We start from the raw sequence: 15,055 nt of genomic DNA on the forward strand, positions 1-15,055 counted from the left end.
ATCTGTTAGAGCGACGAGGGTATAGAAGTTTATGGTCCGTTCAGCCGTTCCCTGCACCGGGAGACGAATCCCCGGTACAGGGCGGCGCTCGCCACCGGGTGGAGGTGGGTGTAGCTCGCGAGCACGTTGCCGCGGACCGCCCCGTCCATGCCGCCCGAGATCCCGGTACCCCTGGAGAGACGGTAGGCATAGGTCGTGCCCTCGTCGAGAATAACCTCGGAGTAGTGGAACTCGTGCCCCCGAAACGCCCAGTCGCCGAAAGGACAGGCAGGACCGGACCGCCCCTCGACATAGCCCAGAGACCGGCGGGCCGGAATGGCCGCCTCGCCGGGCAGGACGCCGCACATCTCGTAGACCTCCTCGTGCTCCCGTCCCTGCCAGCCTGAGCGCAGGACCAGGCGGTCGGTGAGGTAGATGAGCCCGCCACACTCGGCATAGATGGGAACGTCGTTCTCAGCGGCGGCACGGAGTCCTTCCCGCATCCTGACATTTTTCTCCAGTCCTCCGGCGTAGAGTTCGGGATACCCGCCGCCGAGGATATAGCCGTCCGCCTCGGGGAAGGGGTCGTGGATGGGACTGAAGGTCACGACCTCCGCACCCAGCGCACCGAGGAGGTCGAAGAGATCGTTGTAGTAGAAGTTGAAGGCCTCGTCGTAGGCGACCGCGACCCTGAGGTCGGGTGCCGCCTGCACCGGCGCAAAGATCTCCTCGGCCGGACCTTTCGGGGTGCACTCGACCATCAGCGCCTTCAGGGCGTCGAGGTCGATGCACGATGCCACGACGTCTTGAATAGCCTCGACCCGCGCCAGAAAGTCGTCGCCCTCCTGCCCCTCGCGGTACGGGACCAACCCGAGGTGGCGCATCGCCAGCTGCATCCCCTCGTCTCTGGGGACCGCACCGATCACCGGGAGCCCGCAGTAGTGTTCGATGGCTCTCGTGGTCTTTTCACGGTGACCTGCGGTCCTGATGTTGTTGAGGATGACGCCGGCGACCTTCACCTCGGGGTCGAACCCGGCATAGCCGTTGACGATGGCGGCGGCGCTCCTGGTGATGCTCCGGGCGTCCACGACCAGGACCACCGGGAGGTCGAGGGCCTTGGCGACCGAGGCGGTGCTGCCGGCATCGCCCAGGGCCTCGGCACCCTCGAAAAGACCCCGTACCCCTTCGACCAGGGCGAGGTCGGCGCCCTTCGCGCCGTGCTCGAAGACTCCCTGCATCTGGGCCGGGGACATCACATAGGAGTCCAGGTTCCGGCAGGGTCGTCCGGTGACCGCCGTCAGATACGAGGGGTCGATGTAGTCCATCGCCACCTTGTAGGTCTGCACCGTGGCCTCCCGCGAGAGGAGGGCGGCGAGGGCGAGGGTGATGCTCGTCTTCCCGCTGCCCGACCGGTCGCCTGAGATGAGGAGTCCTTTCATCCGCTCACTCTCCCCGTGCCATGCTCCGGAGCACCGCCCCGAACTCGCTCTCCACGATCTCCCTGACCCCGAGGGTCTTGGGATGGAGGTCGACCTCGACGACGACCATGGCATGGCCGATCCCCTTGAGGGGCGCGACCTGTCTGGGGCCGTTGGTGACCGAGATCGTCTCGATCCCGTCGGTGTACTCCGGCGGGACAGCGTGGGGCACGCCGACCAGGAAGGCGAAGTCGGGTTTGATCTCCTGGATCCGTTCGCCGACGGCCTCGCCGTTCTCCCCGTACTCGTCGAGGGCGCCGAGGAGTTCGGGTTCAAGCCCCCGCTCCTTCATCCCGGTGAGGATGCGGGCGCCGTCGGCCCGCACCTTCGGGAGGCCCCGGTCTTCGAGGTTGGCAAGATAGGTGATCTCGGCCTCAGGGCAGGCCTCGCGGAGGGCGCAGAGTTCATCGGCAAACATGTATGCCGTTTCTTTCTTCGCGTTGAGCACCGCGACTCCCCGCTTCCCGCTCCTCGCAAGGTCGAGGATACGGCGAGCGGCGAGGTGCTTGAGGTCGCCACGGGACGGTTCGATGTACGGCTGCGATGCCGCACCCCTGAGCCGTTCCACCTGGTTTGCCGCAGCGAGGAGGCGGCGTTGACGTTCGAGTTCCTCCCCGTCGATCCACCCGGCCCGTGCGGCGGGTTCGAGGACCGCAAGGACGCCCTCGATGTTCTCCCTGAAGCCGGCATGGATATCGACTGCGATTGTCGGGGTCTCGACACCCGACGCCTCGATGGCCGCCTCGATATCCTCGCCGATGATCATCGAGACGCAGGTGCCGATCACCGCCATCCGCGCCGGGGAGAATTCTGTCTCTGCGTACCTGAGCACCCGTTCCAGAACGCCCTGGCCACCGAAGATGAACTCGTTCTCACCGAGCGAGGTGGTCAGGACTCGCATTCCGTCTTCTTCGAGGAGACGGGCATGCTTGAACGAGCAGCCCGAGGGGCCGTGGAGGATGGCCACCTCCACCCCGAGGTCGCGGGCGGTATACAGGGAGGCGACGATCGAACTTGGCCGTGGTTGTACGTATTCCATTCTATCTCCATGTCTTGACGGCAAGGACAATAGTCCCACCGTTGCTCATCTGCTCTGCTCTGCTGATCCCGTCCTCCAGGTCGGCAGCCGTGACGGCGCCGGCCGGGAGGTCGTCTGCGTCGTAGTCGCCGACGATGACCGTTTTGTCTGGCCCGATCTCCTGCACCGCCGCCACCACTTCGTCGGCCGGGAAGCCCTCGCAGATGGTCTGGCCCTCGGTCCCGATCACCAGGACAAAGGGTGCGCCGCCTCCGAGGGCCCGTGCGTACGCGGCGGCATCGGCGGCGATCTCGCGGCATGCGCCGCTGTTCGCACAGTCAACGGTGAGCCGACCGTGCTCGCGGGAGACCGCCATCCGCCCGGTAAGGGGAGCGAAGTCCGCCAACCCCGTCGGGTCACGGCCCAGCAGACAGGCCGCGACGGCCGCCATCTGCAGCGGCGTCCGGTATCCCCGTAGGGCAAGGAGTGGGTTCTCAAACGAGCCCTGCACCTCCCCGTACCGGTAGATACAGTGCGTCCCCTCGACGACGGCGACCTCATCGGCGCCGACGGCGCCCGGCACCGTCACCCCGGCAGGGACGAGCACCCGTGCCGCGGCAGCGAGAGAACGGACCTTCTCGGTGATGGCCCGTCTCTTCCCGGCGGCGCAGGGGTAGTCGTCGCCCGAGGTGAGGACGGCAAGGTCGCCGGCCCCCGAGACGCCGAGAGACTCTTCGGCGATCAACCACCCGCCGCACTTGACCGCCTCTCTCGCGGCCGGGAGAACCGAAGCCGGCGTGATGGAGCGTCTCCACAGACGCCGACGCTCGGGAAAAACGAAGGTGCCCATCGAGGTGTGAAGCACACCACGGCCGCCAAGCACATGCGCCAGGGCCGTCGCCGTGGTGGTCTTCCCCCTCGCACCGGTGACCTCGACCATCAATCCGGGTCGGGATGAGAGAAGGAGGAGGCGGACCGCCTCATGATGGGTGATGACCTCGGGCCCCCGCCTGAGCAGGGGATGATCGGGATCGAGGTGGACCGGGGCGACGATCAGATCGTAGGATCGTCTCGCCGCCTCGGCAACAGAGATCCCGACCTCGCCGCGGTAGACGTCCACCGCATCGACGGTGTGCCCGGCCCCCTCCAGTGCCTCCGCAATCTCAGTGCCGCCATGGATAGTATCGAGGACGAGGACTCTCATTCAGACGTTTGCGTTGATCGCATCCTCGGCGTTCTTGACCATCAGGTCGGCCAGGAGGGGGTCGGGCCCGATGGGACCGGCATAGACCAGCGGGATCTCGCCGTTGTTGTGGGCGAAGGTGCCCTTATTCTCGCCCTCGGGGAGGCCGAGAAGGGCCGGGATGTCCTTGACGATGTGGATGCCCTTCGCAAGGAAGAGTGGGACGACGACAAGCATCTCGATCTCGTCCTCCTTGAAGAGATTCAGGGCGTCTTCCACGGTCGGGGTGTTCATGGACATGAAGCCCGGCCTGACCAGGTATTCAGGGTGCTGGTCTGCGATGTGGGCGGCGGTCTTTTCGATGAGTTCCTGGTTATAGGACAGCTTGCTGCCGTGTCCGACGAGTAGTAATCCCTTTTGTGACATACATTCATGAGTACAACTTTCGTAGCATAAATGTGTTACCGATTGGTTCTCTGGCCCGCCCGGCCCACGCTATCTGAATGAACGATTTCGAGCAGGATGTCGTCCACTGCCACAACGATTTCTTCACCCGAAAACGCCTCCAGGGCTCTGCCTGCTGGCTCAAGCAGCACAAATATTCCACACAGTACGTTGATGTCCTCGTCGATTCACTCGACTCCCACCAATTATGCGCGATCGAGTGCACGTCACTCAAGAGCAAAAAAGATCTTTCCGGAGAAGACCGGACGGTGCGGCTATCCGACCGTCGAATTTCAGGGCGATTCCGGTCGAAAGAACCAGGCCCACCTGATGCCATGGGAGGCCCGGCTCACCTCTGGAGGAGGGACCCGGGCATCAGGATCGAAGACTTCGAGAACTGCACCCCGCTTGAACGCACCGACGAGGCGTACATCCTCAACAGCCTGTAACAAAAGGGCTTTGTGATGGCAGGGACAACATTGGAGGAAGCATGATCGAGTGGTATGAGCGCTGCGGATTGGTCCTCAACGGCCAGGTGGTAAAGACTCCGGTTGTCATTGCTTCGATGGCAGGGATAACCGACGCCGCCTATGTGCTGACCAGAAAAGAGCATATCGGCGCCGCGTTCATCGGCGGATACTCCATCGACGCAGAGACGATGGAGGCGAGCCGTGCGATGGCGGCGGCGGGCCGAGAAGAGTTCGTGTACGACGACCCCATCACCGAGTTGAAGGAGCAGATCAAGGCCCTGGAGGGGAGGGGAGTCCTGATCGGGCTGAACCTGCGGGGAAGCACGCCTGCTTCATACGCGGCGGTCGCTGAGGAGATCGGGGACGGCGTGGTCTATGAGATCGACGCCCATTGCCGCCAGCCCCAGATGACGGCGCTCGGGTGCGGCGAAGCCCTGCTGCACGAACCGCACCGGCTTGCAGAGACGGTCAGGGTGCTCAAGGCCCTGGACGTGACCGTCTCGGTGAAGATCCGTGCCGGGGTCGCGGACGACGACCGCCAACTTGCCCGTCTCCTCTGGAAGGCCGGGGCCGACATCCTCCATGTGGATCTGATGGACTTCGGCTATGCGAGGCTGCGCCAGATCAGGAATGCCTGCCCGCTGCCGCTCATCGCAAACAACTCGATCACCTCCTTCGACCGGGCGATGGACCTGTTCGCCCATGGGGCCGATATGGTCTCTCTCGCAAGACGCTCGGACGAGCGGACCCTGGCCGGGATCGATGCCGCCATCTGCCGGCGGGCCGATGAGACCGGGTGGTACAACGCACCCAAGCAACTCTGCCGGGGCGGCGACATCAGGTCGCTCGCCTTCTGCTGTCTGCCGGTGAAGCACTGTCCGCTCCTCCCGTTCCTCGAAAAAGTCGGGCTCACCAGGGAGGAGTATATGGAGATAAAAACCAGAGCGGTCGCGGATACGCCCCTCGCCCAGGGGAAGATGACCTGCTTTGGAAGTATGGCCTGGTGCTGCAAGTCGAGTTCGCCGTGCATGCTGCGCGGGATCGCGGCGAAGGAGGGCGGGCTCAGCGATCAGGAGTACATGCGCCTGAAGCGTCAACTTGCCGACAAGATCATGGAGCGGATCTTTGATGGAATGCCGGAAGAAGACGCGAGTTGAGAACGCCCAACTCGCGATGGCCCTGGAGGTCTCAGCCTCCCCGAAGCCGGGGAACGTGGACCGCGGGCACGACTATCCCGATACCCGCCTGGAGCACTTCCTGGCCTCGGCGGTCTTTGCCGGCCGGGCTCTCGATCTTGCCGAGGAGGGGAAGACCGGGATCGGCGAGGTGATCCTGGAGGCGGTGAAGGACACCAACTGCCATGCCGGCGGGAACACGCACTTCGGGGCATTCATCCTCCTCGTTCCGCTGGTGCATGGCGGCGGGGTCGACGGGGCCATGCGGGCGGTCCAGGAGACGACGGTCGAGGACGCGGTGGCCTTCTACCGGGCCTTCGGGGCGACGCAGGTGCGGGTGCTCGAGACGGACGACCTGGACGTGAACGACCCCGCGGCCCTCGATACCCTGCGCAAGCAGGGGATGACGCTCTACGATGTGATGGCCTACTCGGCGCCGCGGGACATGGTGGCGCGGGAGTGGACGAACGGGTTCGCCCTCTCACAGGAGACAAAGGATCTCCTCTTCGCCCACGGCAGCGGGAAGGAGGCGATCGTGCAGGCCTTCCTCGACCTCCTCGCCGCCCACCCGGACACCTTTGTCGCGAAGAAACTGGGTGCCGACGCGGCCCGCCGGACGATGGAGCGGGCCGGCGAGGTGAAGGCCGGGGAGATCTCGCTGGAGGTCTTCGACGAGGAGTGTCTGGCCGCCGGGGTGAACCCGGGTTCGCTGGCAGACATCATGATCGCGGGGATCTATCTCGCGCTCAGCGAGGGGTGGAGATGGGATTCCTGAGAGAGGGGATCAACGAGGTGGTCGCGACGACCCGCGGCAATGCCGCACCGATGGGGATCATCTGCCGCAACGGTGCTCTTTCGATGGTCCTCTTCAGGGGTTCCCACACCGAGGCAAATATCAGGCGGGACGGATGGGTGGTGGCAAACTTCACCGCCGACCCGGTGGTCTGGGTGCGGACGGCCTTCGAGGATCTGCCGCAAGAAGATCTGGTCGCCGAGGAGGTGGCGAGCCGGCGGGTCGAGCGTCTCTGCACCTGCGAGGCCTGGGCGGCGTTTGCCGCGGAGGTGAAGCACGAGACCGCCGAGAAGAGCCTGATCGCCCTCACTCCGCTGGCCGAGCCCGCCGTTCTGAAAGAAGGAGTCTGCCCGGTGAACCGCGGGTTTGCCGGGATCATCGAGGCGACGGTGCATGCCACCCGGTACGTCCGGAGCCGCGATCCTCATCTCAGGGCCCTCATCGACCATCACCTCGCGCTGGTGCAGCGGTGCGGTGGGCCGCGGGAGTGGGAGGCGGCACGGGTGCTGGAAGGGTTCATCTCTGAGGATAAGGAGTGAGGATCACGGGAATACGAAATAGATCTCTTCTCTGAATTTTACGCGGTAGAAGATCAGAGTACCTGAACTGGTGAGTCTGCATCCAATCCTATATCGTCCCACCCGTATCCGGTAGAAATCCGAATGCCCTTTCATCTTTTTAAAATCAAAATCAGTGTAGAGATCGTTGGAGTCCGGTATAGCAGAAAATACCAGTTCTTCGATATTTTCTCTGAGGGGAATCGGCACCTTTGTGAGATCTTTTAAAAATGTCTTTTTATAGAGGCATTCAACCATTTCAAACCGATTCCTTCATTTTTTTATAATATTCCCGCGCCTCTGCACGGCCGAGGGGTTCTTCATCATCTGCCTCCTCGATGTAGTGTGAGAGGCCGTAGTCCTCGATGATGGACTCGATCCGTTCAAAGGTAGAGATGTCGATGATGACGCCGACCGGGGTATTGTCTTCGGACATCACATACTGACGTTTAATATCAAGCATAGATTCTCCCCGATACACTCTTTCGCGTCTGTTGATATAAATGATGATCAACCGGATCACAAGTCAGTCGTCAATGACATCGGCCAAGTTTTTCGGCACTCTTCCAGTGTCACACCGGTGGCCCTACCACCCGGCAGATCCAAGATCTTCCTATAGTAGGGTTTGTCACCCTTGATGATCTCATAGTGGGCTTGCTGCAATGCCACCTCGATGTATTCGATGATCATCTCCACTCAAGAAGGACAATGGATCCCAAAGGAGGAGAAGACTTTGCCATGCCCGAGTGTATTCCATGCTACGGGTATGGCAGGATACTGTGGGGGACGTTCCCCTCTACAACGGGAAGACCGCGTACTGCATGTACCAGATATACTGCACCACCGGGATCCAGAAATGGTAGCCTTCCCAGCAGAGGGTGGCAAAGCGGAAGTCCGCCACCAACCACCATGCAAGGGAGAAGAGCATCAGGACGGGGAGCAGGGTGGCAAGCGCCATGGGCCGCACCCTCCCTGCGGCCGTCAGGAGATAGAGGGCCGCGGCTGCGGCGAGGAAGAGGTAGGTGAGGGGCATGAGAAATACCAGTTCTCCGCTCATCTGCGTCCCTGAGTGGATCTGGAGGACGACATAGATGAGCGGAAGGTCGATGACGATCAGCCAGAAGAGGGTCTGCAGGGAGCGTGTGATCTCGTTCTCGCCAAACCCGATGTACCGGAGGGCATAGGTACCGAGCACGATCATCGGGAGATAGATGGGACTGAGATAGCGCATGTCGGGGACGATCCCCGGACTCCCCGACATCCCGGAGACAGACCTGAGATAAGCAGCCAGGACGATGAGGGCGGTGAGGGCAAAGAAGGTGATGAACCGGGCGTCACGGGCCGTCGCCGTCAGGGAGAGGCGCCCTGATGTACGGAGGCGGCGGGCGAGCGGGACGACGAGGAGGAGGGCGAAGAAGGAGAACGAGGAGACCTGAAAGATCCCGGCCGAACCGGGGAAGGAGGGATCGAAGAAGGTTCCATAGCACCCTGAGATGAGGTCGCCGCTCGGGAGGGCGTACTGTCTGGTCACCGTCGCCTGGAGGGTGCCGGCCGCGGATGAGAGTCCTCTCGGGACGGCGGCGCCAGAACACCCCGCCTGCCAGGGGAGGAGGAGGGGGTGACCGGTGAGGGCGAGATTGTTCACAAAGAGCGGGAGTGCTCCGAGTGCGACGCCGGATACGGTCAGGACGATCGTCCCGCACTCGCGCCACCCTTTCCGGGCCGCGAGGACGAGGAGGAGAGCGAAGAGCAGAAAACCTGCAAGGAGCGATGGGCCGAGTTCCGGCCTGGCCCATGCCGTCCACCCGACGGCGATGAAGGAGGCGAAGAGCCAGAGGGGGCGGTCGCGGGAGAGATAGAGGGTGAAGAGGTAGACTGCAAGCGTAAAGAAGAGCATCACCAGCATGTGGTCCTTGGCATTCCCCGACCAGAAGAGATAGAACGACGAGGTGAGCGTCGCGACAAGGCCAAAGATTCCCCAGCGGACCGGGCCAAAGACCTCCCGGAAGAGATGATAGACAAGGAGGGCAAAGAGGGCCAGGGCGACGGTGTTGGTGAAGACGATGGCTGCGACCTCAGGATAGACGCTGACGTCTCCGGGATGCACCCCGCGTACAAACCAGAAGGGGCGGTAGAGGGCCATGTTGAGGACAAAGAGAATGCCCCAGGAGATGATGGCGGCATAGGTCCAGGAGATGATGGCGGCATAGGTCCAGGGGACGCCGCGCCAGCGTGCGTATTTGGGGAACCACCACTCGATCATGAGGATGACGGCAAGGAGGAGTGCCGACCAGAGGATGAGGACGAAGAGGCGGAAGGAGTCATCGAAGAGAGAGAAGAGATAATATGCCGGGAGGGAGAGGGTCGGGAGCGCCAGGGTGTAGCAGAGGCAGTCGTGGTGAGAGGCGGCATAGGCCGAGGAGCCATAGGGGTGGTAGCCGTACAGAAGATCCTCGCCTTCGACCAGGTGGTTCACCTGGTCCGCGGAAATCCATTCGTCGGTGATGAAGATGGCGGGATATGAGATGGTGAGGGCGATGAGAAAGGAGAGAAGGACGATCATGAGGTTTGATTGTATGGCGGACGGGTGGGAGGGTTCATCCGCCTGATCTCTTCTCATCGGGGCAGGTGTCCTCTCCGTCATCTTATCTTCCCTTTTTTCAAAGGGAGCGCAGGAGAGAACATGATAGTATATGCCCTCAGAATTTCATTTTCCACCATAGACACGCGATCACACCTGTTCTGATTATATTTTCATCATCAATATGATATATACTCGTTTTGATATTCGTCTGCCCTCGGTTTGTGAGACCGACCCCGTGAAGAGACGGGTAAGTGTGTCCACTCCTTCACTCTCTTCACAACAGGGCAGCGAGCAGGAACACAACACCCCGCCGCCTCCCGGTTCTCTTCATCGTGGGGGGTTCCCCCCGGCTGAGAGAGCAGATGAGAATACCTTCTCCTTCTAACAGGGCGGCACGTCTGGTTCCACGGCGTTCTTTTCACGAGAGGATACTGGATCGTTTTCCACAACCAGAGATCTCTAGCGACCTTTTGTTCTTGACGCGCCACTACGAAGCGATCAAAAAACGGAACCCGACTTCACCAATCGGGTTGCGGAAAAGAAATGTCCGGGGTCCGGTTCACACAGTCCGGTCCGGTTCAACAGACTGATCAATCGGGGAGAGAGCATCTTCACCGGATTCGGATGGATCGGAGGTGCCCTCCTGATCATCGTCCTCATCCGGATATTCTTCTTCACAGAATTCCTCCTCTTCCACCTCGGCATGATATGTCAGCCATGCAACCCCGAGGATCAGGGGCACTCCAACCGGAACCGAAAAGCCCGCGGGGCCGTGGAAGAGCAGGCCGTACTGGGCGATGACCGAGGCGAGGTATGCAACCCCCGCACCCGCGATGAGGAGGGAGACGAGTTTTCTGATCGATGCATAGTCCTCGTACCACATGCAAACGAAGTACCCGATCGCGGCGATCAGGAGGAGCGTGCCGCAGAGCCATAAAAGGACTGAGAGGGCACTCCTCCCACCGAGGATGCCGGATGAGACATACTCGATGTCGCGCACGAGGGTGATGATGTTCGTCCCGAGATAGGTCTGCTGATACCGCAGGAGTGGGAACTGGAGGCCTGCACCCAGACCACCTCCGATGAGGTAGATGTTTGCAGGCAGGACAAGGGTAAGGGCGAGAAGGGCGGAGAGGATGGATCTTTTGATCCTGTACATCACGGCATCTCCGCCCGGCATGATAATGGGTTCCATAGATCGTTCACTGAGCAATCACCAGATATTTTCTGTCATGAGGGGAGGAAAAATATCCCTTTCTCCGGTCAGGTCACAGCATCAAGAATGACCTGCGACGATCCGTCTTTGTAGGTCGCCATGACCATCACCCGATGCCCTCCCCGGGGATCGGCGACCGGAGTGGCATTGAATGCGGATGCTCCGACCTCATGATCGAGCCGGTTGGTCTGCTCGATCCCGTCGATCGTCCAGTTCAGGTGATCGACATCCCGCTCCCCCATGCCGCCGACATAGGTAACGGTGATCGTGCCGTCTTCAAACTGCGTTGCCGTCGCCCCGACGATCCCGTTTCCCTGAAGATCTCCGGTGGTGCCAAAACCGAAGGAGGCAACGATGGCGGCAAGGATCACCGTGACGGCGACCATGAGGATAGCGGCGATGGTCGAGGAGACCGCGTCGTCATGTGCGGACTGAACCATAGGTCTCCACCCCCATAAAGAAAAAAAAGGGAAGGGGTTCAGACGAAGGTGTCCAGGACAACCTGCGTTGTACCGTCGTTAAACAGTGCTGCAGCAACCACATGTTCCTTTGCGGAGGTGCCAAGACCAGTGAATGTGGTTGAATTCCCAACTTTAGGTGTTTGCCAGTTCTCGGTGTGCTTTGTGTTTGAAGAATCAGTGACAGTTATGTTGAGCCACAGCATGTCGCCTGCGTCCGGACCGCCCTGATAGGTGACCATAATATCCTGACCCTGCTGGGTCGCAGTGGCGGCGACACTCTTAGTGCCAGACATGTTGCCGGCCATACCGAAAACAAACGCGGCGATGACGGCCGCGAGGATCACCGTGATGGCGACCATGAGGATGACGCCGATAACCGGCGACACAGCCTCGTCATTCTTCTCAAACTTCTCAAACAGTTTCATCGGTTTCACCACCCTACCCGTACAGGTAGGATAGTATATGCTCTCATGGCACAGTATATCAAGATTTTGATCCAATCGACCTTAGATCCGGAGATTGTTATATATATATTTTGATTTGAGTTTTTTAAAACGCAACTCCGGGCCAGAAAATCCCGAATTTATGCACGGATGACGCACCACCTCCCGCACCCGCCCCTGCGCCCCCATTCTGAAGGAGTAATTCCCTGAAAAAGCGATGAAATATTCCTCTCTTCATATGGATTCATATACATTACACCAGACTCTCAGGTCCAGGATTATCCCGATGTCCGGGCCATAAAATAGCGCCAGATAATAATATATCTAAGTTCCGCAAGATCATGAGTGCCACTTATCCGGTAAACTCCAAAAAATAAATATTATGGAGAGCACCCTACAAATCAGTCCGATATCTCATCCCGACCATTCTTCCCCCATACCGCACCGCCACAGGGGGTTCACCGACCGCCTCCCTGCAAGGTCGGGGACGGCATGGACGATGGCACCGTCGATGAAGCCCTTCGTCTCGACGAAGGCCTCCCGCACCGACATCCCGCGGGCAAGGCTGGCGGCAAGTGCCGCGGAGAAGCAGCACCCCGTGCCATGGACGGCGTACGGATGGCGCTGACCGGTGAGGAGCACCTCGCCGTCCCGGTCCATCAGGAGGTCGGCCGGTTCGCCGGGGAGGTGGCCACCCTTCACCACCACCGCACCGGCCCCCATCGCAAGGAGCGACCGGCCCGCCTCCCGCATCGTTTCGGGGCCGTCGATCTCCACACCGGTGAGCACCGCCGCCTCGGGGAGGTTCGGGGTCACCACCGCAGCCCCGGGGATGAGTTCACCAAGAAGCACCTCGACCGCGTCCTCAGAGAGAAGACGGGTGCCCGAGGTCGCCACCATCACCGGGTCGACGACCACGGGCACGCCGGCAGGCAGGGAGGCGGCCACCGCCCTGATCCCCGATGCATCCGCGAGCATCCCGGTCTTGAAGGCTCCCACCCTGAAGCCCGCCGTGACCGCCTCTATCTGGACGGCCACCGCCTCGGGTGGGAGGGGCCATGAGCCCCGCACCCCGCCGGGGTTCTGGGCAGTCACCGCCGTGATCGTCGACGTCCCCCAGACGCCGAAGGCTGCGAAGGTCGCCAGGTCGGCCTGGATTCCGGCCCCACCGCCAGAGTCGGAGCCTGCGATCGTGCATGCGCAGAAAGGAGTATCCATCAGAGATCATGGGAGCCGCATCCCTCGAATACCTTCCCACCCTCAGGAGGAGACCGGCACCGCCTCACGGACAAGGAGAAGAAACCGATCCTTCGGAAGGTTCGCCTGCTGGAGCACCGAGAGGAGTGTCCCCACCGGCAGGTCGCCGCGGCGCGGCACGATCACCAGGAGGCGGCGACCGGTCTCGTCGACGCGACTGAGGGCGACCTGGCTTCCTCTGCTCCGTTTCGGTGCGAAATCGAACCCAGCCCTCTTCAGACCCCTGATGACCTGGTCGGAAGAGAGCACATGAAGCCGCGTCATTCCGACACCTCGAAGGTCGTCGTGAACTTTCGCGGCGAACGGAGGGCCGGGACAATGTCATCGGTCAGGCCGAGCACCTTTGCGTTCTCCAGATAGAGTTCCGCCGCTTCCCTGAGATGGGCAAGGGCGCGGTCGGGCGTCTCGCCGCAGCTCGCAACCCCGATCTCAGGGCACTTCGAGACATAGATCCCGCCCTCCTCCCAGAGGGCCGCGGTCAGGGTGTATCTCCTCATGGCTCATCTCCCCCCACATGCCGGACAGGCCGGCACCCTCTCACTGGGACGCCCCCAATATCAACCCTTGCCCCCTCCCGACGGCCACCCATCACTGCCTTTAACATGGCTCCGGTCGACCTCTTTTCATGGACATCGAGGGATTCGCCCGCCGCGAACGTGCGGCAGGCAGGAGCAGGGAGGACGTGGTCGAAGCCCTCACCAACAGGATCCTTGAGATCAAGAGCGGCGCCTCCAGAGCGTATGCCCGACAGTTCGCCGCGGCGGTCGTCGAGGAAGTGGAAAACACCTCCGGGCTTACCGGCGACCTCTTCGAATACGAGCACGCGGGAGTCACGATGGGCGAGTTCGGCGTCGGGTCAAGGGGCCGGGGCGACTTCTTCGCCCACCGCCAGTTCCCCAGGATCATCGGGAAGGCCGCGGCCGCCGTCGGCGTCGACGAGATGGACGACGCCGGGGCCGTCAGGGCCGGCGGCGAGTTCATCATCACCACCGTCGACGGGATGCACTCGCGCCTCTCCGACTTCCCCTTCCTTGCCGGGTTCCATGTGACGCGGGCGACACTCCGCGACGCCTACGTGATGGGAGCACACCCCATCGCCCTCCTCTCAGATATCCACGTCGCCGACGACGGCGACGTCGCCAAGATCTTCGACTACACCGCCGGGATCGCCGCCGTCGCCGAGGCGATGAATGTCCCGCTGGTGACGGGATCGACCCTCCGCATCGGTGGGGACATGGTCATCGGCGATCGGATGACCGGGTGCGTCGGAGCCGTCGGGGTTGCCGACCACCTCACCGCCCGCAAAGAGACGAGACCAGGCGACGTGTTGCTCATGACCGCCGGCGCGGGCGGCGGGACCATCGCCACCACCGCCCTCTACTTCGGCCGCCCGGAGGTCGTCGAGGAGACGATCAACCTTCACTTCCTCAAGGCCTGCGAGGCGCTGCTCAAGAGCCCGGCCCTCGAACATATCCACACCATGACCGACGTCACCAACGGCGGACTGCGGGGCGATGTCTACGAGATGGCCGAGACCGCCGACTGTAAGATCGTCGTCGACGACGGGAACCTCAGAGAACTTGTCCAGCCACAGGTGCTGGAGATGCTCGACGCCCTCCAGATCGATTACCTCGGCGTCTCCCTCGACGCCCTCCTCATCGTCGTGCCCCCTGAGCACGCCGAGGAGGTCATGGCCGTCGTCCGCTCAGCTGGCGTCCCGATCGCGGAGATCGGATATGTCGAAGAGGGACCGGCAACGTCGGTCCTCCTCTCTGAGGGTGAGGAGCGGGACTTCCAGCCGCGGTTCAGGGAGTCGGCCTACACCCCGGTGAAGAAAGTCGTAGACACCGAACCTCGCGACTTCGATGAGATGAAGGAACATGTCCGCAGGGCCGCAGACGCCGCAATTGCGAAGAAAGAGCGGATCCTCACGCGGCTCGGAAAGAACGAATAAAGGGGGACGGCCCCGGCCTCCTCACTCCCGGGCGAGAGACACC

At 61.9% G+C, this 15,055-nt stretch carries 19 protein-coding genes; 5 read left to right on the forward strand and 14 right to left on the reverse strand.

Translation table 11 applies throughout. The features are described 5' to 3' along the window. Nucleotides 1–29 precede the first annotated feature (29 nt). Genes cfbB through cfbA form a run of 4 tightly spaced genes read right to left on the reverse strand, consistent with a single transcriptional unit; the run spans nt 30 to nt 4,084 of the window. Nucleotides 30–1,418 (reverse strand): Ni-sirohydrochlorin a,c-diamide synthase, encoded by a 1,389-nt coding sequence (gene cfbB / locus RJ40_RS03940; protein ID WP_265582054.1) that lies wholly within the window; start codon nt 1,416–1,418, stop codon nt 30–32. Nucleotides 1,419–1,422: 4 nt separating this feature from the next. Then, entirely contained in the window at nt 1,423–2,496 is a 1,074-nt protein-coding gene (gene cfbD / locus RJ40_RS03945) for a Ni-sirohydrochlorin a,c-diamide reductive cyclase catalytic subunit (RefSeq protein WP_265582055.1), read from the reverse strand. Between the two features lies 1 nt (nt 2,497). Beyond that, nucleotides 2,498–3,679 carry a coenzyme F430 synthase gene (cfbE, locus tag RJ40_RS03950; protein ID WP_265582056.1) on the reverse strand — a complete coding sequence of 394 codons (1,182 nt, stop codon included), beginning with the start codon at nt 3,677–3,679 and terminating at the stop codon, nt 2,498–2,500. Beyond that, the gene (gene cfbA / locus RJ40_RS03955; protein ID WP_265582057.1) at nt 3,680–4,084 is read right to left on the reverse strand and encodes a sirohydrochlorin nickelochelatase; all 405 of its coding nucleotides are present in this window, start codon (nt 4,082–4,084) and stop codon (nt 3,680–3,682) included. A 77-nt stretch (nt 4,085–4,161) separates the two neighbouring features. On the opposite strand from cfbA, the gene RJ40_RS03960 reads away from it, so the two are divergent. The 4 genes from RJ40_RS03960 to RJ40_RS03975 are packed head-to-tail and all read left to right on the forward strand — an operon-like array spanning nt 4,162 to nt 7,079. Next, nucleotides 4,162–4,551: a hypothetical protein gene (locus tag RJ40_RS03960; protein WP_265582058.1), complete on the forward strand. Its 390-nt coding sequence runs from the start codon at nt 4,162–4,164 to the stop codon at nt 4,549–4,551. Nucleotides 4,552–4,592: 41 nt separating this feature from the next. Then, the gene (locus RJ40_RS03965) at nt 4,593–5,729 is read left to right on the forward strand and encodes a methanogenesis marker 9 domain-containing protein (protein WP_265582059.1); all 1,137 of its coding nucleotides are present in this window, start codon (nt 4,593–4,595) and stop codon (nt 5,727–5,729) included. Then, complete coding sequence (locus tag RJ40_RS03970; protein ID WP_265582060.1) at nt 5,701–6,522, forward strand: triphosphoribosyl-dephospho-CoA synthase; 822 nt, start codon at nt 5,701–5,703, stop codon at nt 6,520–6,522. Before RJ40_RS03965 ends, RJ40_RS03970 begins: the two co-directional genes overlap by 29 nt. Continuing rightward, nucleotides 6,510–7,079 (forward strand): DUF447 domain-containing protein, encoded by a 570-nt coding sequence (locus RJ40_RS03975; protein ID WP_265582061.1) that lies wholly within the window; start codon nt 6,510–6,512, stop codon nt 7,077–7,079. The genes RJ40_RS03970 and RJ40_RS03975 overlap by 13 nt, the downstream gene beginning before the upstream one ends. 3 nt (nt 7,080–7,082) lie before the next feature. Here the strand turns inward: RJ40_RS03975 and RJ40_RS03980 are convergent, their stop codons facing one another. The 10 genes from RJ40_RS03980 to RJ40_RS04025 all read right to left on the reverse strand — a co-directional run bounded on the left by RJ40_RS03980 (nt 7,083) and on the right by RJ40_RS04025 (nt 13,555). Then, the gene (locus tag RJ40_RS03980; RefSeq protein ID WP_265582062.1) at nt 7,083–7,355 is read right to left on the reverse strand and encodes a type II toxin-antitoxin system RelE family toxin; all 273 of its coding nucleotides are present in this window, start codon (nt 7,353–7,355) and stop codon (nt 7,083–7,085) included. A gap of 1 nt (nt 7,356) precedes the next feature. Further along, on the reverse strand, nt 7,357–7,560 hold the full coding sequence (locus tag RJ40_RS03985; RefSeq protein ID WP_265582063.1) for a hypothetical protein: 204 nt from the start codon (nt 7,558–7,560) through the stop codon (nt 7,357–7,359). Nucleotides 7,561–7,616: 56 nt separating this feature from the next. Then, on the reverse strand, nt 7,617–7,787 hold the full coding sequence (locus RJ40_RS03990; RefSeq protein ID WP_265582064.1) for a hypothetical protein: 171 nt from the start codon (nt 7,785–7,787) through the stop codon (nt 7,617–7,619). A gap of 106 nt (nt 7,788–7,893) precedes the next feature. Continuing rightward, on the reverse strand, nt 7,894–9,741 hold the full coding sequence (locus RJ40_RS03995) for a glycosyltransferase family 39 protein (RefSeq protein WP_265582066.1): 1,848 nt from the start codon (nt 9,739–9,741) through the stop codon (nt 7,894–7,896). A 499-nt stretch (nt 9,742–10,240) separates the two neighbouring features. Then, nucleotides 10,241–10,840, reverse strand: coding sequence for a hypothetical protein (locus RJ40_RS04000; protein WP_265582067.1), 600 nt, complete (start codon nt 10,838–10,840; stop codon nt 10,241–10,243). 104 nt (nt 10,841–10,944) lie between these two features. Then, nucleotides 10,945–11,337 (reverse strand): type IV pilin N-terminal domain-containing protein, encoded by a 393-nt coding sequence (locus RJ40_RS04005; protein ID WP_265582068.1) that lies wholly within the window; start codon nt 11,335–11,337, stop codon nt 10,945–10,947. A 38-nt stretch (nt 11,338–11,375) separates the two neighbouring features. Beyond that, a complete protein-coding gene (locus RJ40_RS04010) occupies nt 11,376–11,783 on the reverse strand; it encodes a type IV pilin N-terminal domain-containing protein (RefSeq protein ID WP_265582069.1) in 408 nt (135 codons plus the stop codon). Between the two features lie 432 nt (nt 11,784–12,215). Beyond that, the gene (thiD, locus tag RJ40_RS04015) at nt 12,216–13,019 is read right to left on the reverse strand and encodes a bifunctional hydroxymethylpyrimidine kinase/phosphomethylpyrimidine kinase (protein WP_265582070.1); all 804 of its coding nucleotides are present in this window, start codon (nt 13,017–13,019) and stop codon (nt 12,216–12,218) included. A gap of 42 nt (nt 13,020–13,061) precedes the next feature. Further along, nucleotides 13,062–13,322, reverse strand: a complete 261-nt coding sequence (locus RJ40_RS04020; RefSeq protein WP_265582071.1) for a type II toxin-antitoxin system HicA family toxin — start codon at nt 13,320–13,322, stop codon at nt 13,062–13,064. Then, nucleotides 13,319–13,555 carry a type II toxin-antitoxin system HicB family antitoxin gene (locus tag RJ40_RS04025; protein ID WP_265582072.1) on the reverse strand — a complete coding sequence of 79 codons (237 nt, stop codon included), beginning with the start codon at nt 13,553–13,555 and terminating at the stop codon, nt 13,319–13,321. Before RJ40_RS04025 ends, RJ40_RS04020 begins: the two co-directional genes overlap by 4 nt. Before the next feature lie 128 nt (nt 13,556–13,683). On the opposite strand from RJ40_RS04025, the gene RJ40_RS04030 reads away from it, so the two are divergent. After that, nucleotides 13,684–15,012, forward strand: a complete 1,329-nt coding sequence (locus tag RJ40_RS04030) for an AIR synthase-related protein (protein ID WP_265582073.1) — start codon at nt 13,684–13,686, stop codon at nt 15,010–15,012. Nucleotides 15,013–15,055: the final 43 nt, after the last annotated feature.

The organism is Methanofollis aquaemaris (genome assembly GCF_017357525.1).
GTDB lineage: Archaea > Halobacteriota > Methanomicrobia > Methanomicrobiales > Methanofollaceae > Methanofollis > Methanofollis aquaemaris.

What these genes read in the sequence shown, in the direction of transcription:
- cfbB (WP_265582054.1), bottom strand. Translation starts at nt 1,418, where the DNA reads ATGAAAGGACTCCTCATCTCAGGCGACCGGTCGGGCAGCGGGAAGACG.
- cfbD (WP_265582055.1), bottom strand. Translation starts at nt 2,496, where the DNA reads ATGGAATACGTACAACCACGGCCAAGTTCGATCGTCGCCTCCCTGTAT.
- cfbE (WP_265582056.1), bottom strand. Translation starts at nt 3,679, where the DNA reads ATGAGAGTCCTCGTCCTCGATACTATCCATGGCGGCACTGAGATTGCG.
- cfbA (WP_265582057.1), bottom strand. Translation starts at nt 4,084, where the DNA reads ATGTCACAAAAGGGATTACTACTCGTCGGACACGGCAGCAAGCTGTCC.
- RJ40_RS03960 (WP_265582058.1), top strand. Translation starts at nt 4,162, where the DNA reads ATGAACGATTTCGAGCAGGATGTCGTCCACTGCCACAACGATTTCTTC.
- RJ40_RS03965 (WP_265582059.1), top strand. Translation starts at nt 4,593, where the DNA reads ATGATCGAGTGGTATGAGCGCTGCGGATTGGTCCTCAACGGCCAGGTG.
- RJ40_RS03970 (WP_265582060.1), top strand. Translation starts at nt 5,701, where the DNA reads ATGGAATGCCGGAAGAAGACGCGAGTTGAGAACGCCCAACTCGCGATG.
- RJ40_RS03975 (WP_265582061.1), top strand. Translation starts at nt 6,510, where the DNA reads ATGGGATTCCTGAGAGAGGGGATCAACGAGGTGGTCGCGACGACCCGC.
- RJ40_RS03980 (WP_265582062.1), bottom strand. Translation starts at nt 7,355, where the DNA reads ATGGTTGAATGCCTCTATAAAAAGACATTTTTAAAAGATCTCACAAAG.
- RJ40_RS03985 (WP_265582063.1), bottom strand. Translation starts at nt 7,560, where the DNA reads ATGCTTGATATTAAACGTCAGTATGTGATGTCCGAAGACAATACCCCG.
- RJ40_RS03990 (WP_265582064.1), bottom strand. Translation starts at nt 7,787, where the DNA reads ATGATCATCGAATACATCGAGGTGGCATTGCAGCAAGCCCACTATGAG.
- RJ40_RS03995 (WP_265582066.1), bottom strand. Translation starts at nt 9,741, where the DNA reads ATGACGGAGAGGACACCTGCCCCGATGAGAAGAGATCAGGCGGATGAA.
- RJ40_RS04000 (WP_265582067.1), bottom strand. Translation starts at nt 10,840, where the DNA reads ATGTACAGGATCAAAAGATCCATCCTCTCCGCCCTTCTCGCCCTTACC.
- RJ40_RS04005 (WP_265582068.1), bottom strand. Translation starts at nt 11,337, where the DNA reads ATGGTTCAGTCCGCACATGACGACGCGGTCTCCTCGACCATCGCCGCT.
- RJ40_RS04010 (WP_265582069.1), bottom strand. Translation starts at nt 11,783, where the DNA reads ATGAAACTGTTTGAGAAGTTTGAGAAGAATGACGAGGCTGTGTCGCCG.
- thiD (WP_265582070.1), bottom strand. Translation starts at nt 13,019, where the DNA reads ATGGATACTCCTTTCTGCGCATGCACGATCGCAGGCTCCGACTCTGGC.
- RJ40_RS04020 (WP_265582071.1), bottom strand. Translation starts at nt 13,322, where the DNA reads ATGACGCGGCTTCATGTGCTCTCTTCCGACCAGGTCATCAGGGGTCTG.
- RJ40_RS04025 (WP_265582072.1), bottom strand. Translation starts at nt 13,555, where the DNA reads ATGAGGAGATACACCCTGACCGCGGCCCTCTGGGAGGAGGGCGGGATC.
- RJ40_RS04030 (WP_265582073.1), top strand. Translation starts at nt 13,684, where the DNA reads ATGGACATCGAGGGATTCGCCCGCCGCGAACGTGCGGCAGGCAGGAGC.